This window comes from Pseudomonas sp. StFLB209, assembly GCF_000829415.1.
Lineage (GTDB): Bacteria > Pseudomonadota > Gammaproteobacteria > Pseudomonadales > Pseudomonadaceae > Aquipseudomonas.
This window is the reverse complement of sequence record NZ_AP014637.1, coordinates 4,371,944-4,397,731: the sequence shown is the minus strand read 5'-3', so window position 1 is coordinate 4,397,731 and position 25,788 is coordinate 4,371,944. Positions and strand designations below refer to the sequence as shown.

At 61.9% G+C, this 25,788-nt stretch carries 24 protein-coding genes and 1 pseudogene; 13 read left to right on the top strand and 12 right to left on the bottom strand.

Annotation, left to right across the window (positions count from 1 at the left end; genetic code table 11):
* Positions 1–10: 10 nt before the first annotated feature.
* Both PSCI_RS19710 and PSCI_RS19705 read right to left on the bottom strand, forming a co-directional pair.
* Positions 11–892: a DMT family transporter gene (locus PSCI_RS19710; RefSeq protein ID WP_045490284.1), complete on the bottom strand. Its 882-nt coding sequence runs from the start codon at positions 890–892 to the stop codon at positions 11–13.
* Between the two features lie 81 nt (positions 893–973).
* Positions 974–2,197, bottom strand: coding sequence for an RNA-guided endonuclease InsQ/TnpB family protein (locus PSCI_RS19705; protein WP_045490281.1), 1,224 nt, complete (start codon positions 2,195–2,197; stop codon positions 974–976).
* A 14-nt stretch (positions 2,198–2,211) separates the two neighbouring features.
* On the opposite strand from PSCI_RS19705, the pseudogene PSCI_RS30250 reads away from it, so the two are divergent.
* Positions 2,212–2,301, top strand: a pseudogene (locus PSCI_RS30250) (IS200/IS605 family transposase); the annotation flags it as partial.
* A 380-nt stretch (positions 2,302–2,681) separates the two neighbouring features.
* Positions 2,682–3,941: an OprD family porin gene (locus PSCI_RS19700; RefSeq protein ID WP_045490279.1), complete on the top strand. Its 1,260-nt coding sequence runs from the start codon at positions 2,682–2,684 to the stop codon at positions 3,939–3,941.
* Here the strand turns inward: PSCI_RS19700 and PSCI_RS19695 are convergent, their stop codons facing one another.
* Positions 3,942–5,114 (bottom strand): helix-turn-helix transcriptional regulator, encoded by a 1,173-nt coding sequence (locus tag PSCI_RS19695; protein ID WP_045490277.1) that lies wholly within the window; start codon positions 5,112–5,114, stop codon positions 3,942–3,944.
* 205 nt (positions 5,115–5,319) lie between these two features.
* Between PSCI_RS19695 and PSCI_RS19690 the strand changes: the two genes are divergently transcribed.
* The gene (locus tag PSCI_RS19690; protein ID WP_045490275.1) at positions 5,320–6,312 is read left to right on the top strand and encodes a hypothetical protein; all 993 of its coding nucleotides are present in this window, start codon (positions 5,320–5,322) and stop codon (positions 6,310–6,312) included.
* Between the two features lie 2 nt (positions 6,313–6,314).
* The gene (locus PSCI_RS19685; protein ID WP_144403286.1) at positions 6,315–7,289 is read left to right on the top strand and encodes a hypothetical protein; all 975 of its coding nucleotides are present in this window, start codon (positions 6,315–6,317) and stop codon (positions 7,287–7,289) included.
* Positions 7,290–7,310: 21 nt separating this feature from the next.
* Here PSCI_RS19685 and pcaC read toward each other — a convergent pair whose 3' ends face one another.
* The 9 genes from pcaC to PSCI_RS19640 form a co-directional block, all read right to left on the bottom strand.
* Positions 7,311–7,706, bottom strand: a complete 396-nt coding sequence (pcaC, locus tag PSCI_RS19680; protein WP_045490271.1) for a 4-carboxymuconolactone decarboxylase — start codon at positions 7,704–7,706, stop codon at positions 7,311–7,313.
* The gene (locus PSCI_RS19675) at positions 7,703–9,079 is read right to left on the bottom strand and encodes a 3-carboxy-cis,cis-muconate cycloisomerase (RefSeq protein WP_045490268.1); all 1,377 of its coding nucleotides are present in this window, start codon (positions 9,077–9,079) and stop codon (positions 7,703–7,705) included. Before PSCI_RS19675 ends, pcaC begins: the two co-directional genes overlap by 4 nt.
* Before the next feature lie 19 nt (positions 9,080–9,098).
* The gene (locus tag PSCI_RS19670) at positions 9,099–10,448 is read right to left on the bottom strand and encodes an MFS transporter (protein WP_045490265.1); all 1,350 of its coding nucleotides are present in this window, start codon (positions 10,446–10,448) and stop codon (positions 9,099–9,101) included.
* A gap of 77 nt (positions 10,449–10,525) precedes the next feature.
* Entirely contained in the window at positions 10,526–11,128 is a 603-nt protein-coding gene (pcaG, locus tag PSCI_RS19665; protein ID WP_045490263.1) for a protocatechuate 3,4-dioxygenase subunit alpha, read from the bottom strand.
* A 10-nt stretch (positions 11,129–11,138) separates the two neighbouring features.
* Entirely contained in the window at positions 11,139–11,858 is a 720-nt protein-coding gene (pcaH, locus tag PSCI_RS19660) for a protocatechuate 3,4-dioxygenase subunit beta (protein WP_045490261.1), read from the bottom strand.
* A gap of 137 nt (positions 11,859–11,995) precedes the next feature.
* Positions 11,996–12,925 (bottom strand): pca operon transcription factor PcaQ, encoded by a 930-nt coding sequence (gene pcaQ, locus PSCI_RS19655; RefSeq protein WP_045490259.1) that lies wholly within the window; start codon positions 12,923–12,925, stop codon positions 11,996–11,998.
* Positions 12,922–13,173: a glutaredoxin family protein gene (locus PSCI_RS19650; protein ID WP_045490256.1), complete on the bottom strand. Its 252-nt coding sequence runs from the start codon at positions 13,171–13,173 to the stop codon at positions 12,922–12,924. The genes pcaQ and PSCI_RS19650 overlap by 4 nt, the downstream gene beginning before the upstream one ends.
* Positions 13,174–13,389: 216 nt before the next feature.
* Complete coding sequence (locus PSCI_RS19645; RefSeq protein WP_045490255.1) at positions 13,390–14,475, bottom strand: acyltransferase family protein; 1,086 nt, start codon at positions 14,473–14,475, stop codon at positions 13,390–13,392.
* A gap of 230 nt (positions 14,476–14,705) precedes the next feature.
* Positions 14,706–15,914 (bottom strand): ammonium transporter, encoded by a 1,209-nt coding sequence (locus tag PSCI_RS19640; RefSeq protein ID WP_045490252.1) that lies wholly within the window; start codon positions 15,912–15,914, stop codon positions 14,706–14,708.
* 339 nt (positions 15,915–16,253) lie between these two features.
* Here PSCI_RS19640 and PSCI_RS19635 point away from each other — a divergent pair, with 339 nt between their 5' ends.
* The 9 genes from PSCI_RS19635 (at position 16,254) to PSCI_RS19595 (ending at position 25,788) form a co-directional block, all read left to right on the top strand.
* A complete protein-coding gene (locus tag PSCI_RS19635; RefSeq protein ID WP_045490249.1) occupies positions 16,254–16,568 on the top strand; it encodes a DUF883 family protein in 315 nt (104 codons plus the stop codon).
* A gap of 4 nt (positions 16,569–16,572) precedes the next feature.
* A complete protein-coding gene (locus PSCI_RS19630; protein ID WP_045490247.1) occupies positions 16,573–16,965 on the top strand; it encodes a phage holin family protein in 393 nt (130 codons plus the stop codon).
* Positions 16,962–17,312 (top strand): hypothetical protein, encoded by a 351-nt coding sequence (locus PSCI_RS19625; protein WP_045490246.1) that lies wholly within the window; start codon positions 16,962–16,964, stop codon positions 17,310–17,312. Before PSCI_RS19630 ends, PSCI_RS19625 begins: the two co-directional genes overlap by 4 nt.
* A gap of 99 nt (positions 17,313–17,411) precedes the next feature.
* Entirely contained in the window at positions 17,412–18,584 is a 1,173-nt protein-coding gene (locus PSCI_RS19620) for an EAL domain-containing protein (RefSeq protein WP_045490244.1), read from the top strand.
* A 71-nt stretch (positions 18,585–18,655) separates the two neighbouring features.
* Complete coding sequence (locus tag PSCI_RS19615) at positions 18,656–19,990, top strand: deoxyguanosinetriphosphate triphosphohydrolase (RefSeq protein WP_045494617.1); 1,335 nt, start codon at positions 18,656–18,658, stop codon at positions 19,988–19,990.
* Between the two features lie 377 nt (positions 19,991–20,367).
* A complete protein-coding gene (locus PSCI_RS19610) occupies positions 20,368–20,754 on the top strand; it encodes a response regulator (RefSeq protein ID WP_045490242.1) in 387 nt (128 codons plus the stop codon).
* A gap of 303 nt (positions 20,755–21,057) precedes the next feature.
* Entirely contained in the window at positions 21,058–21,684 is a 627-nt protein-coding gene (locus PSCI_RS19605) for a response regulator transcription factor (RefSeq protein WP_045490239.1), read from the top strand.
* Positions 21,681–25,322 carry a transporter substrate-binding domain-containing protein gene (locus tag PSCI_RS19600; RefSeq protein WP_084710036.1) on the top strand — a complete coding sequence of 1,214 codons (3,642 nt, stop codon included), beginning with the start codon at positions 21,681–21,683 and terminating at the stop codon, positions 25,320–25,322. Before PSCI_RS19605 ends, PSCI_RS19600 begins: the two co-directional genes overlap by 4 nt.
* A gap of 121 nt (positions 25,323–25,443) precedes the next feature.
* On the top strand, positions 25,444–25,788 hold the full coding sequence (locus tag PSCI_RS19595; RefSeq protein WP_045490236.1) for a YggL family protein: 345 nt from the start codon (positions 25,444–25,446) through the stop codon (positions 25,786–25,788).

Sequence of the window (25,788 nt, the reverse complement as noted above, 5' to 3'; positions counted from 1 at the left end):
GTAATGCCTGTCAGCGCTTGCGCTGCTGCCAGGCCGCTGCCAGGCCACTGAGGCAGATGATCGCGATGCCGATCTGCGCATCCAGCGCCGGTACATGGTTGAACACCAGCCAGCCCAACAGGCCGGCAAAGACGATCTGGCAATAGCTGAACGGCGCCAGAATCGCCGGTGCCGTGTAGCGAAACGCCTGGGTCAGCAGCAAGTGCGCCGCCATCCCGCAACCACCGAGCATCAGCAGGAACGGCCAGTGCTGAATTTCCGGGGTCACCCAGAAGAACGGCACCAGCGCGCTCATCACCAGGGTGTTGAACAGCCCGGCAAAGAAGTTGCTGGTGGTCGGGCTGTCGTAGGGGCTGACCAGCCGGGTCAGCAGCTGATACAGGGCAAAACACAGGGCCGAGGACAGCGGCAGCAGAATCGCCGGGGTAAACAGCTCACCGCCAGGGTGGATGATGATCAGCACCCCGGAAAAACCGACGATCACCGCGCACCATTGGCCACGGGTGACATGCTCGCGCAACAACGGCACCGACAGTGCCGTGACCAGCAGCGGCGCGAGGAAGTTGACGGCGGTGGCCTCGGCCTGGGGAATGAACAGCAGGCTGCTGGTGAACAGCAGGCTGGTGCCCAATAGTGCCAGCGCCCGCAGCACTTGCAGCAGCGGACGTTTGGTGCGCAACACGCGCAGCCCCGACGACGGCATGAAGATGCAGCTCATCAGCAGGGTATGCACCAGATACCGCGCCCAGACCACAAACATCACCGGGTAGAAACCCGACAGGTACTTCGACAGGGTGTCGTGGCTGGCAAACAGCAACGTGGCCAAGAGGATGAAGCTGATCCCCTTCAGGGGATGATTGACGCCGGACAGGGGCGTGCTGGTCGTGCTCATCGGGCTTCCTTATTCGGTCAGCGACTGGCTGGGTCATGTTGACATCCTCCCCGGCCTGAAGACCAGAGATTCCTACGGCGCTCAGGCGCGGCATCGAGCCGCCCCCGAGTCGCTTCGGTAGGTTCCTGCTGCTGGCGCCATGACCTCTGCGCTCACTTCACAGGCTAACCGGGCGTGTCCCGCCCTTAGTACATTGATCGCCCCGACCACATCGGCGTTGCCTTCGAAACCACATCCCACGCACCTGAACAGCGCTTGCGTCTGGCGGTTGGCCGCCGACACATGGCCGCAACACGGGCACGTGCGGCTGGTATTTTGCGGCGGCACGGCAATCAGCCAGCCGCCGCGCCACGCCAGCTTGTAGTCCAGTTGGCGGCGGAACTCGAACCAGCCCTGATCGAGGATGGACCTGTTCAGGCCAGACTTGGCCCGAACGTTTCTTCCCGGTGCCTCGGCCGTGCCTGCCGCCGACCTGGACATATTGCGTACCTGCAAGTCCTCGATACACACCATCGCGTGGTTTTGGCTGATCGTGGTGGAGCACTTGTGCAGGTAGTCGCGGCGGGCATTGCCGATTCGGGAATGAATGCGCTGGACGCAGGCTTTCGCCTTCTTCCAGTTGCGGCTGAATCTGACCTTGCGGCTCATCGCCTGCTGCGCTTTGCACAGCGCGGTCTCATGGCGTTTGAAGCTGTTGAGGGGTGCGTAGAACGAACCATCCGAAAGCGTGGCGAACCGGGCAATGCCCATGTCGATACCGACTGCCGCACCCTGCGCCGTGGGCTGCTCATCGATCTGTCGTTCGGTCTGGATGCTCACGAACCACTTGCCACACGACTGGCTCACGGTGACGTTCTTCACCGTGCCAGGCACCTCGCGGCTGTTGCGGTAGCGCAGCCAGCCCAGCTTTGGCAGAAACAGGCGGCTGTTGGGCTGGTCGAGCTTGATCTGTTTCGGGTCGGGATAGCGGAAACTGTCGCGCTGCCCCTTCTTCTTGAACCGGGGAAAGTCGGCTCGCTTGGCGAAGAAGTTGGTGTAGGCCCGCTCCAGATCCTTGAGGCTCTGTTGCAACGGGTGAACAGGCGCATCGGCCAGCCATGCGGTTTGCGGGCTATTGCGCCACTCGGTCAGCAACTTGCACAGGCCCGCATAGCCGAGCTTGTTCTCGCCTTGCTCGTGGCGCGCCTTCTGCAACGCCAGCGCCTTGTTGAAGACGAAGCGACAGGAACCCGCAAAGCGGCGCATTTGCCGCTCCTGCTGGCCGTCTGGCATGAGTTCGTACTTGAAGGCTTGAAATCGTTGCATGCTGCTCTTGAGCCATGAGCAATGAAGACGACATTAGGCGCGGACGGCACGGTGTTTTCAAGATGCATGCCCATGGGGTCTTTGTAACGAAATACCGCCGTAGAAGGCATACTGTATCGCCGTGTTACTTCGCATCATCCTGTGGCGGTGCGTCCATCGAACAGCAGCAGACACCCCACTGCAGCCAGGGACGGCTACGCCGTCCACGCTATCTTTCCACGCCCTGAACGGCGGGGCTTGTCGCGCCTTGATGGTCAGGACAGCGGCGGCCTGCTTGCAAGTCCGTTTTCTTCGTATCTTGCCGCAAGCGGCGCGGATGCCGGATAGCCTCCAAACCAATAATGTTCTAACTGGTTAATTAACGTGCGATAATCGCCCTTTATCCCCTCCGCTCAATTGCAGACCCCGTACATGCGCCGCACTATTTCAAAGCGTTACAACGCACGTATCGCATTCAACCAATAACTACAAAAAGGCATTCGCCATGCGCTTTTCCAATCCTCGCGTTCCGCTGGGCAGCTTCTGTGCGCTCGTCACCGCCACTGTCCTGGTGCCTTCCACCAGCCAGGCTGCCGGCTTGGTCGACGATGCCAAGGTCAATCTGAACCTGCGCAACTTCTTCATCAATCGTAACTTCGTCGATCCGGCCAACGCCCAGAGCGGTGCCCAGGAGTGGACGCAAAACTTTATCCTCGACGCCCGCTCCGGCTTTACTCAGGGCACGGTCGGTTTCGGTGTCGATGTATTAGGCATGTATTCGATCAAGCTCGATGGGGGTGGCGGGTCGGGCGGCACCCAATTGCTGCCGATCCACAGCGACGGCCGGCCTGCTGATGACTTCGGCCGTCTGGCCGTGGCGGGCAAGGCACGCTTTTCGAAGACCGAACTGAAAGTCGGTGAGTGGATGCCGGTGCTGCCGATCCTGCGCTCCGACGACGGTCGCTCGCTGCCGCAGACCTTCCAGGGCGCACAACTCACCTCGAAAGAAATCGACGGGGTGACCCTGTATGGCGGCCAGTTCCGTGGCAACAGCCCGCGTAACGACGCCAGCATGGAAGACATGAACATGAACGGCCGGGCAGGCATCACCTCCGACCGGTTCAATTTTGCCGCCGGTGAATACAGCTTCAATGACAAACGCACCCTGGTCGGGGTCTGGTACGCGCAGCTCGAAGATATCTACCAGCAGCAGTATTACAACCTGGTCCACAGCCAACCGCTGGGCGACTGGACCCTGGGCGCCAACCTGGGCTACTTCGTGGGCAAGGATGACGGCCAGTCGCTGGCCGGTAACCTGGATAACAAGACCGCCTCAGCCATGCTTTCGGCGCGTTACGGGGCCAGCACCTTCTATGTCGGCCTGCAGAAAGTCAGCGGCGACAGCCTGTGGATGCGGGTCAATGGCACCAGCGGCGGGACGCTGGCCAACGACAGCTACAACTCAAGCTTCGACAACGCCAAGGAACGCTCCTGGCAATTGCGCCATGACTACGACTTCAGCGCCCTCGGCGTACCCGGCCTGACCCTGATGAACCGCTACATCAAGGGCGACAACGTGCACACCGGGGCCATCACCGACGGTAAGGAATGGGCACGCGAATCGGAACTGGCCTATGTGGTGCAGCAAGGCAGCTTCAAGAGCCTGAGCATCAAGTGGCGCAACTCCACCATGCGCCGCGACTTCAGCACCAATCAGTTCGACGAGAACCGGCTGATCGTCAGCTATCCGCTGTCGATCCTCTGATTACCAGCGATATCCCGCCCCCAAAACCGCCGGGCCGGTCAGGACGATCCGTACCAGATCGGCCTGACGGCTGGTACCGGCCTTGTGCGCCGCCGCCTTGAATTGCACCCGCACCGTATGCAGCGACAACTGCTGGCGCTCGGCATACTCCTGCGGGGTCAGGCCATGCACCAGCGCTTCGGTCAGCCGGGCTTCGGCCGGGGTCATGCCGTACAGGCTGCGCAGCATGGCACTGAGCGGGGCCGGCGCAGCATCCGGGTTACTGATGAACACGGCCGCAGCGGTGTGCTCACCAAACGGCGAGGCCCAACCCGGCAAGGGCGCGACGACCAGTTCCAGGCAGGCCCCATCGAGCCCGCGCAACCGCAGGCCGGCACCGGCACCTTGCGCCGGTTGCCCGCGCCCGGTTTGCACGGCGCTATCCAGGCAGCGCTGCAAGGCCGCATCGTCCAGCACCGACACCGCTTGCAGGCGGTTCTGGCTGGCCAGGCGCAGCAGCGGCGAACGCGCGGTCAAGCGCTCGGCCAGGCTGTTGGCGTGTAGCACCCGGGACTTTTCATCAATCAGCACCACCCCGAACGGACTGGCCTCCAGGGCGGCGATGGTTGCGCCGGACAACACCTCCAGCCGATGCAGGCGCCGATGCAGGGCGAACGCGGCCTGCAAATGCGGCATCAATATCTCGATAACCTGCAACTCCTCGCGGCTGTAAGAGCCGGCCTGTTCACTGCGTACCACCGTGACATTCAGCGAGCGATCGTCCTGCCGGGCGACAATCGCCGCCGATGAGTTGAAGATATTTTGCGGACGCAACCAGTCGTTGTAGTACTCGGTGCGTTTGAGCAACTCGTCCGGGTACAGGCTGGCCGAGGTGACGATCTGCCCCTCCTTGTGCCGCAGCGGGTCGTCCATCCACACATTGCGCTGGCAGTAATACTCGGCAAACGACTCCATGGCCGCCGGATCAATACCGTAATGAGTGGCGATCGAGCCGCTGCGCCCGTCGATCTGCGCACTGCGATCACTGAAGTCATGGCCCCAGATCATCGCCGCATGCGAGCCGAGCCGCGCCGCGAACATGGCCAGAAACTGATTCCAGCGCCGACTGTCCAGTGCAGCTTCATAGATGCTGCCGATCATCGCGCCCAGATCCTGCGCGTTGCTGTCTGTCATGTAAGCCCCTGAGCGGATGAGCGGCTATCGACCACCTCCCCCCGAGGTAGCGATCCGCCCCACCATTTAGCCAATTGTGGTGATGCGCGCAATCCACTGCCCCGGAAAAATACTGGCCATGTGACAGACCCAACACTTGGCGCCTCGCAGCGAACACCCACAAGAAGGTTTCCTGCGCCGCCGCACACCCTGGAGCACCACCTTGATGCGCACTCTGACCGTGATGATCGGCTGCCTGATGGCAGCGAACGCATTCGCCATAGACTTCCCGCAAACCAGCGATCCGCTGGAGCAGTCTTATATCGCTCGTTACAAGCAGGACCGGCCGCGCCTGGCATCGCCCGACCTGTTCGCCTTTCCGGCCAGCACACCGGCCTGGCCATGTGAGGTGCCGCAGATCGAGCAGTACCGCCTGGCCGAGTTGAACATGGCGCATCCTGAACTGAGCAAGGACATCGAGAAACAGACCCGCAAGCTGTTCCGCGCCCAGGGCATGTCGCCCGACAGCATCCCGGTGACGACCTATAGCAACATCCGCATCGTGCCGGTCAAGGCGCAATGCAGCGCCGGCAAACTGTCCGGTGAGCTGGTGCTGCTGGTCGCCTATGACAGCCTGATGGAGACCCGGATAGCCGCCGCCAGTGGCAATCAGGTTTCGCGCATCCGCTCGCAGGTGGTCAAGCGCAGTGAGCAGCGGGTCGACGCCAGCAAGGACAACCTTGCGGCGGCCCACTTCACGCGCACAACGACCATCATCACCACCGACAACGACAACCCGCAAATGGACGCCATGAGCAAAAAGCTCGGCTTCAAGAACCCCGAGCCGTCGACCACCATCAGCGTCAATTACATGGGCGCATTCGGCACGCTGGCCTCGTTCACAGAAATGAACACGGGCCCGGCCGGCATCCAGTTACTCAGTTCGTTCATCGTAAATCCCACTGAACAGAGCGGCCGCCACAGCAACTACCTCGATCAAAAACTCACGACAATCACGCCAACCCGCGAAGGCCTGCCGCACGGCGAGCAAATCACCTACATGGACAACTTTGCGAAAAAGAGCAACCTGAAACTGGACAAAATTCCCGGCATGGAAAACGCCAGGGAGGTCACCCTTAATGGGGTTGACCTGATTGAAAAACGCCAGTGTTTCCAGAATGGTCAGATGGTCATGATCTCACCTTGCCCGGCGAACTGAACATGAAGCCTCTTAGCTGGACAGTGCTGTGCCTGGTCAGTCAGCTAGCGATGGCCAGAGACATCAGTGACCCGCAGCGTTACAGCTGCCTGCAGGGCGACTGCCGCATGGGTCAGGGGATCGTGCGTGACAACCTGCTGGGTGTCGATCTGCGCGGGCGCTGGTCGAACGCCAGCACGGTTGCCGGAGAAATCTACACCGTGACCCTGCCCAGGGTGCCTGAGCGCCAGTTTGTCCAGCGCTATGGCGCCGATGGCCTGCTCGACAGCGGCGACAGCCCGCTCAGCCTTGGGGTTATAGGCCAGGTGGTACCCAGCTTCAGCGGCACGTACAAACGCATCGAGCATCCGTTCGTGCGCAGTGTCGTGGCGGTCATCGACCAGGGTGTGTACGACACCGGCACCGGCATCCAGTACCGCGGCAGGTTTCAGTACCTGCCCTCGCGGGGTGTGGCCGCCGGGCACTGGACCCATGGCTACTGGGTGTTTTATGGCGACCAGGTGGACCTGGAAGAAAACGAGCGCGAACACGGGCTGTACGTCAGCAGTGAGTCGGCAGCCGCGATGAAAGTCACGTTCTTCAAAGCCGACCCCGGCTACCTGGCGATTCTGGAGAACAAGCGCCGCCGCGACCTGGAGATTGCCGGCGAAGAGTTCGATGAGCAGGCGTCGCGCAAGCGCTGGCTCTATGCACTGTCGATCCTGGGTGAAGTCGCCACCACCGTGACCCGTGGCGGCCTGGACGCCGCTCAGCCAGGCGGTGGCTCACTGGCCGGCAGCCTGCCGGGTGCCGGCGGTCTCAAGGCCAATGTGGGCAACGACATTGCCATCGAGCTGGTGTCCTCGATGCTCAGTGGCAACACCGAGCAACTGGATATCACTCGCCTGGCGTTGCAGGCCGTGGGCAGTTCGGTCAAGGACAAAGCGCTGGCCGGCCAGCTCAACACGGTGATCCGCGCCGTACAGCAAGCGCCCTGAGCAACGCTTACTGATCCACGCTTACTGATCCAGCGACTCGACACCCAACTCGTCCCACACCTCTTCGGCCATGTGAAAGGTCGCATTGGCCGCCGGAATGCCACAATAGATCGCGCTCTGCATCAGCACTTCCTTGATCTGGTCGCGGGTCACGCCATTGTTTTTGGCGGCGCGCAGATGCAGGCGCAACTCACCTTCGCGGTTCATGCCGATCAGCATGGCAATGGTGATCAGGCTGCGGGTGTGACGCGGCAGGCCGGGGCGGGTCCAGATGTCGCCCCAGGCATGGCGGGTGATCATTTCCTGAAACTCTTCATTGAACGGCGTGAGTTTTTTCAGGCTGTTGTCGACGTGAGTGTCACCCAGCACGGCGCGGCGCACCTGCATGCCGGCGTCGTAGCGGTCTTTCTCGTTCATTTGCAGTTCCTTGATTCAGTGAAAGTGGTGTGCTGCGCGACGGCGCGTTCGACCCAATGGCTGGCCTGGCCGAGGTAGTGCGCCGGGTCGAGCAGCCGGTCGAGGTCCGCCGCCGACAAGTGGTGGCTGACCTGCGGGTCGTCGCCCAGCACCTGGCGCAGATGGACGCCCTGCTCCACCGCCCGGCGGCAGCTTTGTTCGATCAGGTGATGGGCCGCATCACGGCCCATGCAGCGCGCCAGCGCGATGCTCACCGCCTCGGCCAACAGCAACCCTTGGGTGGCATCAAGATTGGCGCGCATCCGCGCCGCATCCACTTGCAACTGCGGCACCATCAGCAGCGCCTGCTGCAAGGCGCCGGAGACCAGGCAGCACAGATCCGGCAGGGTTTCCCACTCGGCATGCCACAGGCCCAGGCTGCGCTCGTGTTCTTGCGGCATGGCGCTGAGCATGGTCGCCACCAGCCCCGGCGCACGGGTTGCCGCGCCAATCAGCACGGCAGCGCCCACCGGGTTGCGCTTGTGCGGCATGGTCGAGGAGCCGCCCTTGCCCGGCGCCGAAGGTTCGAATACCTCGCCGACTTCGGTCTGCATCAGCAAGCTGATATCGCGGCCCAGTTTGCCGAGGCTACCGGCCAGCATGCCCAGCAGGCTGGCGAACTCCACCAGGCGGTCGCGCTGGGTGTGCCAGGGCTGTTCGGGCAGTTGCAGATCCAGCTCCTGCGCCAGCGCCTGAGCCACCTCGAACGCCTGCCCGCCCAGCGCCGCCAGGCTGCCGGACGCCCCCCCGAACTGCAGGCACAGCAAACGCGGCCTGAGTTCAGCGAGGCGCTGGCGATGGCGGGTCAAAGCGCCCAGCCAGCCGGCGATTTTCATGCCCAGCGTGACCGGTGTCGCCTGTTGCAACCAGGTACGCCCGGCCAACGGCGTGGCGGCATGGCGCTGGGCCTGAACGGCCAGCGCTTCGCCCAACTGTTGTAAATCGTCTTCCAGCAATTCGATGGCGCGACGCAGTTGCAGTACCAGACCCGAGTCCATGGCGTCCTGGCTGGTTGCGCCCATATGCACATAGCGCTCGGCCTCAGGATTGACCGCCGCGATGCGCTTGCCCAGCGCCTTGACCAGCGGGATCGCCGAGTTGCCAGCGCTGCCGATGGCGATAGCCAGCGCGTCGAAGTCAAACAGCTCGGCGCGGCACTGGCTCTGGATATCCGTCACCAGTGCCTGAGGCAGCAGTCCGACGCGCGCCTCGGCCCGCGCCAGCGCGGCCTCAAAATCCAGCATGCCCTGCACCCGACCGGTGTCGGAAAACACCTCGCGCATCTGCGCCTGGGTGAAGTAGGCATCGAACAGTTGATTGCTTGCGGTGCTCATTTCAGCGCTCCGGTAAAGATCAGGTTGCATCAGCATGGCTGACCCGGCCCTTGAGCAGGATCGCCAGAGCAGCGAGGCTGGCCGGCACAATCAGGGCGGTCAGTACCTGCTCGAAGTTCCAGCCCAGCCCCAGCAAGGTGGCGCCGGCCCAAGCGCCGAGAATCGCGCCGAAGCGGCCGATACCCAGCATCCATGACACGCCGGTGGCGCGGCCTTGGGTCGGGTAGAAGCGTGCGGCGAGCGACGGCATCGCCGACTGTGCGCCGTTAATGCACATGCCGGCCACCAACACCAGGCTGGCGAGCAGCAACACGCTGTCAAGGCTCTTGCCCACCAGCCAGGCGAACACCCCGGCCAGCCCGTAGGCAATGCCGATCACCCAGTGCGGGTTATAACGGTCCATGGCCCAGCCGACCCCCACTGCGCTGAGCACCCCGCCCAACTGGAACAGCGCGCCAATCACTGCCGACTGCTCCAGGCTCGCGCCACTGTCACGCAACAGGGTCGGCAGCCAACTGGTCAGCAGATAGACGATCACCAGGCCCATGAAATAGGTCAGCCACAGCAGCAAAGTGCCGGTACTGTAGGTCCCGGAAAAGATCACCTTGAACACGTTGCGGCTGCTCACGGTGCTTTGTTCCGGCACACTGAAGTCAGTGACGCCGACCAGCGCGGCCGGGGCGATGGGCTCCAGCACTTTGCGCACCTTGGCGCTACCGCGGTTGCGCACCACCAGAAACCGCGCCGACTCGGGCAACCACAGCATCAGTGCCGGGACCAGCAGCAGCGGCAGCAGGCCACCGATCAGCAAAAGGCTGTGCCAGCCCAACGCCGGGATCAGTTTCGCCGAGACAAAGCCGCCACAGGCCATGCCCAGGTTGAAGCCACAGAACATGCTGGTCACCAGCAACGACTTGAGCCGCTCAGGGGTGTATTCAGACAGCAAGGTGGTGGCATTGGGCATCGCCGCGCCCAGGCCGATACCGGTCAGCAGGCGCAGGATCAGCAACTGATCGAGGTTGCTGCTGTAAGCCGACAACAGGCTGAACAGACCAAACAGAAACACCGCAGCCACCAGCACCAGCTTGCGCCCGAAGCGGTCGGCCAAGGGACCGGAGCCCAGCGCGCCGAAGACCATGCCGATCAACGCGGCGCTCATCACAGGGCCAAGGCTGGCGCGTTCGATGCCCCACTCCTGGCTCAGCGCCGGGGCGATAAAGCCCATCGCGGCAGTGTCCAGGCCATCGAGAAACACGATCAGAAAACACAGGATCACCACCCGCCACTGGAAAGCCGACAGCGGCTGGTCATTGATGAAGCGTTGTACATCGAGGGTCTGGCCCCCGCTCGCGCTTTTACCAAGCGTCATATGAGTTCCCTTTTGTTCTTATATGGGAAAGCCTCCGGGTTCAATGAACGCGGAGGCGTCAGGCACGCAGGATGGTTTTAGAAGTCGAAGAACACCGTCTCGCCCTCGCCCTGTACCCGGATGTCAAAGCGGTACGCCAGTTGCCCGTCGACCATGCACCGCTTGGCCACCAGAGTATCGCGGCGCTGCACCTGCTCGACCAGGTTGATTACCGGGTCATTGGCATTGGCGGCGGCTTCATCATCGAAGTACAGGCGGGTGTGCAAGTGAATGTTGATACCGCGCGCGAACAGCGACACGTTGATGTGCGGCGCCATCGGCACCCCGGCGGCATTGTTGACCACACCCGGCTTGACGGTTTTCAGCTGCCAGACCCCGTCATCACCGGTGGCGGTGCGGCCAAAGCCGTTGAACGGCCGGGCCGGATCATAGGTCGGGTGGTACTGCCCCTGATGGTCGGCCTGCCAGAATTCAAGGTAAGAATCACGCATCAACTGGCCATTGCCATCGAGCACCGTCCCCAGCAACAGAATGTGTTCGCCGGCAGCACCGGGACGGGCCATCTGGTTCCAGATTTCCAGCTCGCGGGTCGGGTTGCCGGCCACTTCCAGGGCCAGGCCGATATGCACATAAGGGCCAGCCGTTTGCGACGGGGTTTCCGGCAGTAATTGAACAGGCATGACAAGCTCCTCAGCGATTCTCGAAGTGGGTCTGGCGCTGGCCGCGCAGCACGATGTCAAAACGGTAGGCCAGGCAATCCATCGGGTTGCCCATGCCCATGTCCAGCCGCGCCACCAGGCTCTGCACAGCCTCAGGATTGGCAATCGACTTGACGATCGGGCACAGCGGGATCAACGGGTCGCCTTCGAAATACAGCTGGGTAACCAGCCGGGTGGCAATCGACGGACCACTGACCGAGACATGGATATGCGCCGGACGCCAGTCGTTGGGACCGTTGCGCCACGGGTACGGGCCTGGCTTGATGGTCCGGAAACTGTAGTTGCCATCGCGGTCGGTCAGGGTCCGGCCGACACCGCCGAAGTTCGGGTCGATGGGTGCCAGGTAGCTGTCACGCTTGTGCCGATAGCGACCACCGGCGTTGGCCTGCCAGATCTCCACCAGGGTGTTGGGCACCGGCTTGCCATACTGATCGATCACCCGGCCGGCGACGATGATGCGCTCGCCAATCGGCAGGCCGCCATGGTCGAAGTTGAGCAGCAGATCATTGTCATGACGGCCGAAAATCAGATGGGAGAAATCCGGGCCGGTGGTTTCCGAGATCGACTGGCCGATGCTCACCAGGGCCTGGCGCGGCGAGCGCAGCACGGAGGTTTTGTAGTCAGGGGTCAGGGCTTTGGGGTGCCAGTTTCGATCGCGAATGACGAAGCGGCTGTTGTCGGCAACAGACATGGCTTGGGTCCTTGAAGTTGTTGTTATCGGACGCACAACCATGGGCTGCGCATCAGGCTGGGCGCAGTGTCACGCGATTCGAAGGTTGCGAAAATTGAAAAACCTGGGGCAACCCATAACCTTTTGGTTATGGATAATCAGGCGTAAAGCCCGTCACGGTATGCCCCGCCGACCTGGCGCAGTTGCTCGACGCACCACAGCGCCGCCCGTGACAGCGGCACGGCCGGATTACTGCACACCCCCACCGAGCCGCCCGGCTCGCGAATGCCCAGGTCCAGTTCCACCAGCGTGCCGTTGCGCAGTTCCTGCAAGACCGCATCCAGCGGCGCGATCCAGATCGCATTGCTGCGCTCCACGTAGCAGCGGCTCAAGGTCAACGACAGGGTTTCCAGACGCTGGCGCGGCGGCTGGATGCCGTACTGCACGAACAGGCTGTCGGCAAAGGCGCGAATGGTGGTGCCGGCCAAAGGCAGCACCAGCGGATAATGCTGCAGGCTTTCCCGGCGCAGCGGCGCCGCCAGCAATGGATGCGCCGGGCGCGCCACCAGGGTCATGGACTCGTTATACAGATGCTCGAAACTGAGGCCATGAATCTGCGGGCTATCGGTCATCCGCCCGACCACCAGGTCCAGTTCACCGACCCGCAGCTGCGCCAGCAGGTAGGCACTGGGCCCGGTCATGACACTGACGATCAAGGCCGGGTGCTGCTCATGCAGACGAGCGATGACTTCGGGCATCAGCAGGCTTTCAGCGGTGGACAATACCCCCAGCCGCACGGTCGCGGTTTCATGCTCGCCAGAGCGCAGGCTGTTGACCCCTTCGCGCAGCGCCTGGACGCTGGGCCCGGCAAAACGCATGAAGGCCACCCCGGCCTCGGTCAGCGTGGCGCCATGCTTGCCGCGCAGAAACAGCGTGGCATCGAGCAGCCCTTCCAGCTCCTTGAGTGCCTTGGACAGCGCCGGTTGACTGATCGCCAACTGATCGGCAGCTTTGGCCAGGCTGCCCTGGCGGGCGACTTCGAGAAAACAGACCAGATGGCGGTATTTGATCCGCGTGTCGATGTTCAACGCGACGCCGGCCGGCTGAGGAAAAAGGCGATCTGCTCGGTGTCGAAGGGCCAGTCCAGTTCGGCGCCGGTATCGATCCGGCGCAGTACCGGGATGCGCAGACCGTAGCGCTCGACCAGTTGCGGGTCATCGGCAATGTCCAGCAGTTCGACCAACAGGCCGTGCTCGACCAACGGCATCAGCTCGGCTTCGGCCAGTTCGCACAGGTGGCAGCCGAGGGTGCTTAAAAATTGACATTCGGGAGGCATGACAGGTACCTGCAAGCAGCAAGATATACGGCGAACAGCGTTATTCTATGCCGGGTCCGGGAACGCGTCGAGGTTGGCGGGGCGAGCATCTGCTGTGAATGTGCCGCCGTCTTCGCTGTGGTCCGGCACCCCGGCAAGCCAACGAATGCTGTGGCACATCGACAGAGCAAGCGCCCACAGGCGGCCGAACGATCACCATAATCAGTGAAGTTGCCGCTAAACCGAAGCCACCGGCGCCCGCCTCGCAAAACGCTTTTTGCAGTACGCATTGGCCCGATCCAGGATCGGCTTTTCAAACAACCGATAGCCGACCCAGCCATAACACAGCACCGCCGCCATCATCAGCAGCGCAAAACCGACGTTGTCCAGGTAGCTGCCCGGCCACGGCCCCAGCCACGCCCACAGTCGGCCGATCACCCCGAGCACCAGCAGGTGCGACAGGTAAATGGTGTAGGACATATCCCCAACCGCCACCAGCGCTGTGCTCAAGCGCAAATGAGCACGGCGCTCCAGCAGCACCATACTCAACACCAGCGCACCGAACACCAGCGCTACAGCCAGCATGCGTGGCAGGCCATGACTCTGGTAAAGGTGCCAATAGCCAACAAGCGGCATGCCCACCAGCGTGGCCAGCAGCAGCATTGCCCAGACCAGTCGATCCGGCAGCCGCGCACTGTGCGGGCTGTAAAAGAACAGCGCCAGCGCTGCACCGGCGATGAATTCCAGCGCATGCGGGTGCAGCATGATTTGTACCGCCGGCGAGTAGTCCCGCCAGTCCTGCAGGCTGTTGAACACCAACAGAATCAGCGCCCAGACCGCCAGTGCGGCGGGCAGCCAGCGTTCGCGCAAGGGCAGCAACGCGCTGAACACCAGATAGAACCAAAGCTCGAACACCAGCGACCAGGCGACCATGACCAGCAGCACCTTGTCACTGGGCAGCAGCAAGAACGACAGCAGCAGGTTGGACTCACCGTGGCTGCTATTGACCATGCCTGGCTGCGCGAGAAACACCGCCAGGGTCAGGAAGTAGTACAGCCAGTAGGTCGGGTAGATGCGCGACACGCGGTTGAAGACAAAGCGCTGGGCCTGCACACGGTCCTGAAAGCGTCCGCGGCTGACGATCACCATCACAAAGCCGCTGATCACGAAAAACAGGTCGACGCCCAACTGGAAAAAATCCAGCCACGCCGGCAGCAGACGATCACCACCAGCGTATTTGGCCTCGACCGAGGTCATGTGAAACAGCACAACGCCCAGTACTGCCAGGCCCCTGAGCCCTTGCAGGGAAAACAGCCGCTCCATGCCCACCTCATGCACTATCAGGCTGTTGAAAAACTACCTGCGTTGCCATTGCTGCGTTAAAAACAGGCTCAAAATGCTCATTTACAACCTGTAAACTCCGCTTTTTCGCCTGTTTTTGCCTTGCACTGGCTGCCTCGCCTACGTTTTTCAACGGCCTGCTACCCGATTCGCCGAGGATCGCTCCTCATCTTGCGGCTAGAGCATAGCAAGGCTGGCAGCTATTGCCGGTTTCAGTCCTGGCTGACCGCACCGATCTTGTGGATCGACAGGTCGGCGCCGTAGTACTCCTGCTCCTGGTTCAGGCGCAGGCCGACGGTGAACCGGAGCAGGCCATACACGGCAAAGCCGCCGGCCAGCGCCACCACGACACCGAGCAGGCTGCCGATCAACTGGCTGATCAGGCTGACGCCGCCCAGCCCGCCGAGTGCCTGCTGGCCAAAGATTCCGCAAGCGATACCGCCCCAGACGCCGCAGATGCCGTGCAGCGGCCAGACACCCAGCACATCGTCGATCTTCCAGCGCACCTGGGCGGCGGTGAAGCACCAGACGAACATCGCGCCAGCAATCGCGCCGGTGACCAGTGCGCCAACCGGGTGCATCAGGTCAGAGCCGGCACAGATCGCCACCAGCCCGGCCAACGGGCCGTTGTGCAAAAAGCCCGGGTCATTGCGGCCAACGATCAAGGCCGCCAGGGTGCCGCCGACCATCGCCATCAATGAATTGACCGCCACCAGACCACTGACTGCAGGCAGGGTCTGGGCACTCATCACGTTAAAACCAAACCAGCCGACGATGAGGATCCACGAACCCAGGGCCAGAAACGGAATGCTCGACGGCGGGTAAGCCACCAGCCGACCGTCGCGATAGCGGCCGTTACGCGAACCCAGCAGCAACACCGCCGCCAGCGCCAGCCAGCCACCCATGGCGTGCACCACCACAGAGCCGGCAAAATCATGGAAGCTGGCACCGAAGCTGGCTTGTAACCAGGCCTGCAGGCCATAGTTGCCGTTCCAGATCATGCCTTCGAAGAACGGATAGACGAACGCCACGATCAACGCAGTGGCGCACAGCTGCGGGACGAACCGCGCACGTTCGGCAATGCCGCCGGAAATGATGGCCGGTATCGCAGCGGCAAAGGTCAGCAGGAAAAAGAATTTGACCAGCCCGTAACCATGGTCGGCATTGATCACCGCCGCCGGCTGCATGAAGGTCACGCCGTAGGAGATCCAGTAGCCGATAAAGAAATACGCCACCGCCGATACCGCGAAATCGCTGAGGATTTTCGACAGGGCATTGACCTGATTCTTCTGCCGGACCGTACCGACTTCAAGAAAGGCGAACCCGGCATGCATGGCCAGGACCATGACGGCCCCCAGCAACAGAAACAAGGTGTTGGAACTATGGACCAGAGTGTCCACGGCGCTGTGCAAATTTTCCATTGCGAAGGCAGACCTGCAAGTTCTTGGAAGCACCAAAGCGAGACGTTCTGCATCCGCGCGCACCGAACTGGAGCAGCGCACGGACTCCCCGATCCATAGGCCGTGCTCTGATAACGAGCACGAAACGAAAAAAGCTCAGGATGTTTCCCGGTTATTAAAGTTTGGCGTAAGGTTTGCGCCCGGCAGGCGCGCCTATCTGGCGCAGCCAGCGGCGTTGACGCACCATGACGAAGCAAAAGCTGTACCAGCCGCTATGAAAAACACACTGATTCAATTCAAATGAACCTTCTGCAACACGCCATACTCTGAACCCAGACACGCCATTTCACGGAGAACACCATGGCCCGCCGTACTGCCCAGACCGCCCAGGAAATCCTGCTGGCCGACTTCCAGACCCTGGTTGCCGACACCGAAAAACTCCTTGACCACACCGCCTCGCTGGCCGGTGAACAGGCCGACCAATTGCGTGACCAGATTAAGGACAGCCTTGAGCGCGCCCGTGAAACCCTGCAACTGACCGAGGACTCGCTGCGTCAGCGCGGTGAAGCGGCGGTGCAGGCGACCGAAGATTATGTGCAAAACAATCCCTGGCAGTCGGTGGGCATCGCCGCCGGGGTCGGTTTTCTGATCGGCCTGCTGGCCTCCAGGCGTTAAGGCCATGCACGGGCAAAACGAATCCGCCGCCCAGGCCGAGCAACCGGGGTCTGCGCCACGGCGCCTGGGCGCCGCGTTTCTAGGCTTGCTGCACAGTCATGTCGAGCTGTTCGGCATCGAGCTGCAAGAGCAGAAAGCCCGCACGGTGAGCCTGCTGCTGTTTGCCGGTCTCGCCTTGGTATTCGGCCTGCTGCTGCTCACCGGTCTCTCGGCGCTGCTGTTGATCGTGCTATGGGACAGTTATCGCCTGGTCGGCATCATCGGCCTGTGCGTGTTTTATTTCCTGGCCGCCGTGTTCTGTGGCTTGCGCCTGCGCGCGGCGATCTTCGACGAGTCCTCGCCGTTCAGCGCAACCCTCGAAGAGCTGGCCAACGACCGTGAGCGATTGCTGCCATGAGTGAACCGAAGTCTCATCAAGGCAATACCCGCCGGGAACTGCGCAAGGCACTGGTACGCCTGCGCATGGAAATGCATCGTCAGGAAATCCGCCACGAGTCGACACAGGTCCTGCAACCGCTGCGCCGGGTGCGCGGCATGGCTCAAGGGCTGCCGGGCTCGTTGGGGATTCGCCATGCGCCGTTATGGGGCGTGGGCGCCGTCGCGCTGCTGGGGTTTCTCGGCGGTCGCGGCGCCAACAAGCCGCCCCGGCAAGGTGGCGGCGGCCTGGCTCGGCTGATACGTCTAGGGGTAACCCTGATGCCATTGATCAAACTGGCGATCCAGAGCCGTACCCGCAAGCCCTGATGGCTGTTTGGCCTCTGTCTTGCAACACACGATCACATTGACCGCGCTGCGCAGCATCTGCATCGCGCGGTTTTTTATTATGTGCGCAAGGAGTGTCATGTGATCACGGGGCAACCCATTGCCTGCTTCCAGCCCTTCATCGACACCGCTACGGGGCGAATCGCCGGTATCGAAGCATTGGGTCGGCTGCGCGATGAGCAAGGCCAACTGCATTCGGTAGGGCCACTGTTCAATGACCCCGCCCAATCGGCCGACAGCCTGCGCCAACTGGACCGACTGATTCGTGATGATGCGCTGAGCCGCTTGCATCTGGCGCCGCAGGACTGGTTTCTGAGCCTGAACATGTCGCCGCGCTGGATCAGCAGCCTGACACCCGGCGCGCCACTGCCAAGCCTTGAGCAGTTGCAGCGCCATGGCGTGACGGCGCAACGGATCGTGTTTGAAATCACCGAACTGGGCGGTGATATCCAGCGCCTGAGCGAGGTCGTCAGGCGCTACCGCGAAGCCGGGGCACGGATCGCCATCGACGACTTTGGTGCCGGCTATTCGCAGTTGGATCGGGTTCTGGCCTTGCAGCCGGACATTCTCAAACTCGACATGCGCCTGTTTCAGGCGGCGGCCCGCGGTGGCCCGAGCAGCGATGTGGTACGTGCGCTGGCGCAGATGGCCGAAAAAACCGGCTGCTGGATCATTGCCGAAGGTGTCGAGACCGAGGCCGAGCTGCATTTTGCCCTGGAGTGCGGTGCACGCTATGTGCAGGGCTTTCTGTTCGCCCGCGCCGAACCGGATTTCTTCGCTGCCGACAGTTTCGTCAACGCCTTTGCCGTGCTGCGCGACCGTTACGTGCTGGCTAAAGTGGCCGAGCGCGCCAGACTGATGGTGCTGCGGCGCAAGCTGGCCGCACTGATGAGCGCACTGCAACGCTGGACGCTAAACGAACTGCCGGGCAGCGAACTCAACGAGCTGGCCCGCCCCGAAGAATACCCTTGGTTGCTGCGCTTTTATCAGTGCGACCGGCATGGCACCCAGCTCACCCCGAATCTGGAGTGGCGCAACGGCACCTGGCAGGCCGATAGCCGCTACGTGGGGCATAACTGGTCGTGGCGGCCCTACTTCTACCACCTGCTGGCCGAGGGTTGGGAAGAACGCCGGCTGATTCTCTCTACCACCTATCGCGACGCGACCAGCAACCAGTACTGCCTGACCGCCGGGCAGTTCTTCGACGCCGGCCAGCGCTTGCTGTTGATCGACATCGATGCCGCCGGGTTATGAGCGCCCTGCCCCTTGCAGCCTGCGCCTTGAACCGGGAAGCTAGGGGTTTGTGAACAGACGGAGCAATGGCCTTGGACTGGCAGACCCTGCTTAACCGCGAACGACTCGGCAAACCGCTGCACAGCCCCGAAGAACTGGGGCGCAGTCCGTTTCACAAGGACCATGACCGGATCATCTTTTCCGGCGCGTTCCGGCGTCTGGGGCGCAAGACCCAGGTGCATCCGATGTCGAGCAACGACCATATCCATACCCGTCTGACCCACTCGCTGGAAGTCAGCTGTGTGGGCCGCTCGCTCGGCATGCGGGTGGGCGAAACCCTGCGCGCCAGCCTGCCGGACTGGTGCGAACCCACTGATCTGGGGATGATCGTGCAGTCGGCGTGCCTGGCCCATGACATCGGCAACCCGCCCTTTGGCCACTCCGGCGAAGACGCCATTCGCAACTGGTTCAAACAGGCGGCCGGGCGCGGCTGGCTCGATGGCATGAGTGACACCGAGCGGCTGGACTTTCTCAACTTCGAAGGCAATGCCCAGGGCCTGCGGGTGCTCACCCAACTGGAATATCACCAGTTCGATGGCGGGATGCGCCTGACCTACGCGACCCTGGGCACCTACCTCAAATACCCGTGGACCGCGCGCCACGCCGACTCGCTAGGCTATAAAAAACACAAGTTCGGTTGCTACCAGAGCGAGCTGCCGGTGCTTGAGCAGATCGCCAACAAGCTGGGCATCCCGCAAGTCGAAGATCAACGCTGGGCGCGCCATCCGCTGGTCTATCTGATGGAAGCGGCCGACGACATCTGCTACGCCCTGATCGATCTGGAAGACGGGCTGGAGATGGACCTGCTGCAATACAGTGAAGTCGAAGCCCTGCTGCTGGACCTGGTCGGTGACGACCTGCCCGACACCTATCGGCAACTGGGTGCCGACGACTCCCGGCGGCGCAAGCTGGCGATCCTGCGCGGCAAGGCCATCGAGCACCTGACCAATGCGGCGGCCCAGGCCTTTGTCGAACAGCAACAGGCGCTGCTTGACGGCACGCTGGAAGGCGATCTGGTCGAGCATATGCACGGTCCGGCCAAACGCTGTGTCCTCAATGCCAAGGACATGGCACGCAAGAAGATCTTCCAGGACAAGCGCAAGACCCTGCTCGAGATCGGCGCCTACACCACCCTGGAAGTGCTGCTCAATGCCTTCTGTGGCGCTGCGGTGGAGCAATTCGGCGGGCGCACCCCGTCGTTCAAGCATCGGCGCATTCTCGACCTGCTGGGTAGCAGCGCGCCGGCAGCCGATGCCCCACTGCACAGCGCGTTTCTGCGCATGATCGACTTCATTGCCGGCATGACCGACAGCTATGCCAGCGAAATGGCTCAGGAAATGACCGGCGGCGCGGGGCATCATCGCTGAGCGGAACAGGCCGGGGATCCAGCATCACCCCGGCCCGCTTTGCATCTTCAGACGTTTCCTACAAACCCACCAGAATTCTCCTATCGCCCTGTAAGCAAAGTTTTCTGAATAATCCCGGCATTCAATACTGTTGGGCACCTCTAAAAACGTAGGCGAAGCAGCCAGCGCAAGGCGAAAACCGGTGAAAAACGGTCGGAGTCGCGTTCGACTTTACGGCTTGTAAATGAGCATTTTGAGCCGGTTTTCAACGCAGCGATGGCGCGCGTAGCGCCGCAGGCGTCCAGCCAGTTGGTAGTTTTTAGAGATGCCCTGTTCCCACCTGCCGCACAGCTGGCCTGAACATTGGGCAGCCGGTACCAGAATGCCCCGGAAAACCAATGCCCAGACACAACCTGCGGATCCTGCTGGTGGAAGATCATCCGTTCCAGTTGATCGCCACCCAAGCGTTGCTCAACAATCAGGGCTATTTTCTGCTCACGCCGGCCCTTAACGCCGCCGAAGCCTTCGCCGCGCTTGAGCGCAGCCACACGCCTTACGACCTGCTGCTCTGCGATCAGCGCCTGCCCGACCTGCCAGGGCTGGAGCTGGTCGGCCAGGCCTGGCGTAAAGGGCTGGTACGCCAGGCGATCATCTTCAGCGGTCTGACCGAAGAGGGCCTGCTGCAGCTCGAACACACCGCCCGACGCCGCGCGCTACCGCTGCTGGGCTGCCTGAGCAAACCGCTGCGCGTTGCCGATCTGGCCCGCTTGCTCGATAGACCTTGAGCAACCCGCGCGGTACAGCCTCGCCGGCCACTAACCTTATTACGACCCATAGCACTCAACTCCGCCTCACTTCCAGACGCTGTTTAGTGCATTAAACGATGATCTTATCTAGCCATCTTTTAGCCCCCTGATACTGACGCGCCATTAAACAACCCCCTGAACATCGGGGTCATTTCGTACGCCGATACTTTAATTGCTGTAGGAACTTTCCTATATATATCAACAGACCGGATTCATTCATGTGACTCGCTAAACATCTGAGCTAATGTGCGCGCTTTCTTCGCTGCCTGTATGGATTTAATTATGAACTCAGTTTTTATCATCGACGATCATCCGGTCATTCGTCTGGCCGTACGTATGCTGCTGGAAAACGAAAACTATGAAGTGGTCGGCGAGACCGATAACGGCGTAGACGCCATGCAGATGGTCCGCGAGTGCATGCCTGACCTGATCATTCTCGACATCAGCATTCCCAAGCTTGATGGCCTGGAAGTGCTGGCCCGCTTCAACGCCATGGGGCTGCCTTCGAAGATTCTGGTCCTGACCTCCCAGACCCCCAGTCTGTTCGCCATCCGCTGCATGCAGTCGGGCGCGGCCGGTTATGTGTGCAAACAGGAAGACCTCAGCGAACTGCTCAGCTCGGTCAAAGCGGTATTATCCGGCTACAATTACTTCCCCAGCCAGGCACTTAGTGCGCCCCCCGGAGAAGATGGCAAGCCCAGCGAAATCGAACTGTTCAAACTGGTCAATGATCGCGAATTGATGGTACTTCAGTTATTTGCCCAGGGACGCTCCAACAAGGAAATCGCCAAAGGCATGTTTCTCAGCAACAAGACGGTCAGCACCTATAAAACCCGCCTCATGCAGAAGCTCAGAACCCGAACCCTGGTAGAACTTATCGACATGGCAAAACGCAATTCGTTGGTATGAATATGCTGATATCAAGATGCCTTGAACCTGCCAAGCCAGCCATCTGCCTGTTACTGATCCTGGTGGCCACCTCGGCGCTCGGCAACCCCGATCCTTACACCTTGCTGGGGCGCACCGGGCCGGTGGCGATATCACCGCCACTGAGCAACCATCAGCAGCGCTGGCTGGCCGAGCGCCACGAGCTGGTCCTTGGCACCTCGGCCCCCGATTATCCGCCGTTCGACATCAGCGTTTCAGGCCGTGACTACGAAGGGATCAGCGCCGACTACGCCAGCGTCATCTCCCAGGCGCTCAACGTGCCGGTCCGGACCCTGCGCTTCGAAAGCCGCAGTGCAGCCATCGACGCACTTAAACAGGGACGTATCGACCTGCTGGGCAGCGCCAACCGCTTCGAGGCGATTGACAGCGGCATCAGCCTGTCGCTGCCCTACGCAACGGATCAGCCGGTGCTGGTCAGCCACAGCGACGATACCCGGCCACTAAGCGCCGGCCTTGCGGGTCTGCGCCTGAGCATGGTCTATCACTATCTGCCGCCCGACGAGGTCCAGACCCAGTACCCAGGCGCGATACTACAGACCTACCCGTCGTTTCGCAGTGCCATCAACGCCGTGGCGTTCGGTCAGGCCGATGTGTTTCTCGGCGACACCATCTCGACCCGCTACGTGATCAACCACGGTTATCTCAATAACATCCGCATGGCGCGCTTCGGCAAGCACGAAGCCAGTGGCTTTGGTTTTGCCGTGCGCCACGACAATCCTGACCTGCTGGAGATTCTCAACCGCACACTGCGGGCCATCCCAAGCGAAACACGCAACGACATTGCGCGGCGCTGGAATGCCGCAGACGACCTCGCGCCGTCAGACCAGAGCCTGCAGCTGAGCGCCGCCGAACACGCCTGGATCAGCCGACATCCAAAACTGCGCGTCGTCGTCGACCCTGCCGATGCGCCGCTGAGCTTCTTCGACAACACCGGCAACCTGCGTGGCGTCAGCGCTGATGTACTGGACCTGCTGCGCCTGCGCACTGGCCTGCAGTTCGACATTCGCCCGGCCAGCAGCGCGCAAGACATGGCCCAGCAACTGGCCCGCGAGGAAGCTGACCTGATCGCTGCTCTGCTGCCGGATCAAGCGCTTGGCGGACAGCTGACTTACAGCCGCCCGTACCTGGACAACGCTTTTGTACTGGTCACCCGGCTGGGCGAGGATCAGCCGACCCTGTTGCAGCAACTCAGCGGCAAGCGCCTCGCCGTCGCCGGCTCCGACACCCTGCAAGCCTGGCTTGCCCAACACCATCGACTGATTGAACAGACCCCCTACGACAGCGCACACCAGGCCCTGACGCTGCTGATGCGCGGCCAGGTCGAAGGGGTGGTCATGCCGCTGCTCAGCGCCAATTACCTGCTATCGGCACCCGAATTCGAAAATCGTCTGCACATCACTGCCACCGCCGGTGAAGCCCCAGCCCTGATTAGCCTGGCCAGCCGCAGCAATAACCCGGAACTCGCCGCGATCATCAACAAGGCGCTGGTCAGCATCACGCCACAGGAAATGGCCAGCATCCACGATCGCTGGCGAACCTGGAGCAGCGCGGCCAATCACCATGACTACCGGCCGCTGCTCTACCGCGTGCTGCTCGGCGCGGGCGTGACGCTTCTGGCGCTGCTGGCCTGGAACGCCTGGATGCGCCGCCAGATCAGCCAGCGCAAAGCCGCCGAACGCGCGTTGAGCGATCAACTGCAGTTCATGGGCGCGATGCTCGACGGCACCCCGCATCCGCTCTACGTTCGCGACCGCGAAGGCCGCCTGCGGCTGTGCAACGACAGCTATCTACAAACCTTTGCAACGCAGCGCGACCAGGTCATCGGCCACACCGTCACCGAGGGCGTGCTGAGTGACCCGGACCAGGCACGGCAGTACGCCGAGGATTATCGCCAGGTGATGGCCAGCGGTACGCCGCTGATCACCGACCGGCCTCTGCACATCGGCCAGCGACGGCTGACCATCTATCACTGGATCCTGCCATTTCACGACTCGCTGGGTGAGATGCAAGGCACCATCGGTGGCTGGATCGATATCAGCGAGCGGCGTCAGTTGCTCGAAGACCTGCAGGCCGCCAAAGACAGCGCCGATAACGCCAACCGGGCAAAAAGCACCTTCCTGGCGACCATGAGCCACGAAATCCGCACCCCGATGAACGCCGTGATCGGCATGCTTGAGCTGGCCCTCAAGCGCGCTGACCAAGGACAACTGGAGCGCCCGGCCATCGAGGTGGCCTACAGTTCGGCCAATGACCTGCTGGAACTGATCGGCGACATTCTCGATATCGCGCGTATCGAGGCCGGGCAATTGAGCCTCAACCCTGAACGCGCCCGCCTGCGCCTGCTGAGCGGCGCGGTGGTGCGCATGTTCGAAGGCCTGGCGCAACAGAAAAACCTTGCGCTGAAACTTGAATTCGACAGCCGGCTCGACGTTGACGTGCTGATTGACCCGTTGCGCTTCAAGCAGGTTCTATCCAACCTGATCAGCAACGCAATCAAGTTCACCGCGGCCGGCCAGGTGCGCGTCACGCTGCAAGCCGGCAAGCAATCGAGCCATGAACACCTGGACCTGAAACTGAGCGTTCAGGACAGCGGCATCGGCATCAGCGCCAGCGACCAGCAACGCCTGTTCGAACCCTTCGCCCAGGTTGACAACAACGGACAAATGCCGCGCAGCGGCGCCGGCCTGGGCCTGGTCATCTGCCGCACGCTGTGCACCATGATGGGCGGCAAGCTGCACTTGCAAAGCCGTCCAGGACAAGGCACCTGTGTGACCTTCGAACTGATGCTGGAGCGTCTGGCAACTGACCAACCCGCTGCGCAGGAGACGTCCGTCATATTGCCTGCCGTTTCGCCCCCAACACCTGCGCTGAACATTCTGGTGGTCGACGACCATCCGGCCAACCGGATGGTGCTGACCCAGCAGTTGGAGTTTCTCGGCCATCGCTGCCAGAGCGCAGAACATGGCAAGGTCGGCCTGCAGCTGTGGCAGCAAACCGATTTCGATCTGCTGATGGTCGACTGCAACATGCCAGTGATGAATGGCTATGAACTGACAGGTGCAATCCGCGACCAGGAACTGCTTGAACAACGCTTGCCGTGCATCATCTGGGGCTTCACCGCCAACGCTCAACCGGAAGAAATCCAGCGCTGCCGCGACGCCGGCATGGATGACTGCCTGTTCAAACCGATCGGCCTGGGCGTGCTGGGTGAGCGACTGGCAAGCCTTGCAGCGGCACCAGAGCATGGTGCCAGAGCGCTGCTGTTCGACCCGGGCAGCCTCGAAAAGCTGACCGCAGGACGCAACGAGATGACCCGGCGACTGCTTCGCCAGTTGCTCGACAGCAACCAGCAGGACCGTCAGGCGCTGATCGGCCTCGACCCGCATCACCAGCGCCCGGACCTCCAGGCCATGGCCCACCGGATCAAGGGCGCAGCGCGGATCATCTGTGCGACCCCCTTGGTCGAAGCCTGCGAAGCTCTGGAGCGGGCCTGCACCCCGGTCGCGGCAACAGGCCAAGTCAGAGCCTGCCAGCAGCATCTTGATGCCGTCATGCAGACGCTGGAAAAACAGCTGCAGGAGCAGTTGCGCAAAAGCTGAGCGATACCCCGGCCTGAACGGATACACCCTAAGGGCCTGAAAGGGGCCTCTAAAGACAACCAAGCGTTGTCATGGCTTAGCTGTTAGACTGCGCGGCGAAAATACTCAAGAGGATTGCTTCATGGCTACTAACCGCTCCCGTCGTCTGCGCAAGAAGCTCTGTGTGGATGAGTTCCAGGAACTGGGTTTTGAACTCAACCTGGAATTCAAGGAAGACCTGTCCGAAGAAGCAATCGACGCCTTCCTCGACGCCTTCCTGACCGAAGCCATGGACGCCAATGGCCTGGACTATGTCGGCGGTGACGACTACGGCCTGGTTTGCCTGGCCAACCGCGGCTCGGTCAACGAACAACAGCGCGCAGCCGTGGAAGCCTGGCTCAAGGCTCGCCCGGAGCCAACCAAGGTCGAAGTCAGCCCGCTGCTGGACGCCTGGTACCCGGACAAGCCGATCAACCCGACGGCCTGA

Bases quoted from the DNA above. Each gene is read 5' to 3' on its own strand.
- PSCI_RS19645 (WP_045490255.1), bottom strand. From the start codon at position 14,475: ATGGAGCGGCTGTTTTCCCTGCAAGGGCTCAGGGGCCTGGCAGTACTG.
- PSCI_RS19710 (WP_045490284.1), bottom strand. From the start codon at position 892: ATGAGCACGACCAGCACGCCCCTGTCCGGCGTCAATCATCCCCTGAAG.
- PSCI_RS19635 (WP_045490249.1), top strand. From the start codon at position 16,254: ATGGCCCGCCGTACTGCCCAGACCGCCCAGGAAATCCTGCTGGCCGAC.
- PSCI_RS19705 (WP_045490281.1), bottom strand. From the start codon at position 2,197: ATGCAACGATTTCAAGCCTTCAAGTACGAACTCATGCCAGACGGCCAG.
- PSCI_RS19630 (WP_045490247.1), top strand. From the start codon at position 16,573: ATGCACGGGCAAAACGAATCCGCCGCCCAGGCCGAGCAACCGGGGTCT.
- pcaG (WP_045490263.1), bottom strand. From the start codon at position 11,128: ATGCCTGTTCAATTACTGCCGGAAACCCCGTCGCAAACGGCTGGCCCT.
- PSCI_RS19640 (WP_045490252.1), bottom strand. From the start codon at position 15,914: ATGGAAAATTTGCACAGCGCCGTGGACACTCTGGTCCATAGTTCCAAC.
- PSCI_RS19605 (WP_045490239.1), top strand. From the start codon at position 21,058: ATGAACTCAGTTTTTATCATCGACGATCATCCGGTCATTCGTCTGGCC.
- PSCI_RS19610 (WP_045490242.1), top strand. From the start codon at position 20,368: ATGCCCAGACACAACCTGCGGATCCTGCTGGTGGAAGATCATCCGTTC.
- PSCI_RS19600 (WP_084710036.1), top strand. From the start codon at position 21,681: ATGAATATGCTGATATCAAGATGCCTTGAACCTGCCAAGCCAGCCATC.
- PSCI_RS19675 (WP_045490268.1), bottom strand. From the start codon at position 9,079: ATGAGCACCGCAAGCAATCAACTGTTCGATGCCTACTTCACCCAGGCG.
- PSCI_RS19700 (WP_045490279.1), top strand. From the start codon at position 2,682: ATGCGCTTTTCCAATCCTCGCGTTCCGCTGGGCAGCTTCTGTGCGCTC.
- PSCI_RS19595 (WP_045490236.1), top strand. From the start codon at position 25,444: ATGGCTACTAACCGCTCCCGTCGTCTGCGCAAGAAGCTCTGTGTGGAT.
- PSCI_RS19670 (WP_045490265.1), bottom strand. From the start codon at position 10,448: ATGACGCTTGGTAAAAGCGCGAGCGGGGGCCAGACCCTCGATGTACAA.
- PSCI_RS19690 (WP_045490275.1), top strand. From the start codon at position 5,320: ATGCGCACTCTGACCGTGATGATCGGCTGCCTGATGGCAGCGAACGCA.
- PSCI_RS19695 (WP_045490277.1), bottom strand. From the start codon at position 5,114: ATGACAGACAGCAACGCGCAGGATCTGGGCGCGATGATCGGCAGCATC.
- PSCI_RS19625 (WP_045490246.1), top strand. From the start codon at position 16,962: ATGAGTGAACCGAAGTCTCATCAAGGCAATACCCGCCGGGAACTGCGC.
- pcaH (WP_045490261.1), bottom strand. From the start codon at position 11,858: ATGTCTGTTGCCGACAACAGCCGCTTCGTCATTCGCGATCGAAACTGG.
- PSCI_RS19650 (WP_045490256.1), bottom strand. From the start codon at position 13,173: ATGCCTCCCGAATGTCAATTTTTAAGCACCCTCGGCTGCCACCTGTGC.
- PSCI_RS19685 (WP_144403286.1), top strand. From the start codon at position 6,315: ATGAAGCCTCTTAGCTGGACAGTGCTGTGCCTGGTCAGTCAGCTAGCG.
- pcaC (WP_045490271.1), bottom strand. From the start codon at position 7,706: ATGAACGAGAAAGACCGCTACGACGCCGGCATGCAGGTGCGCCGCGCC.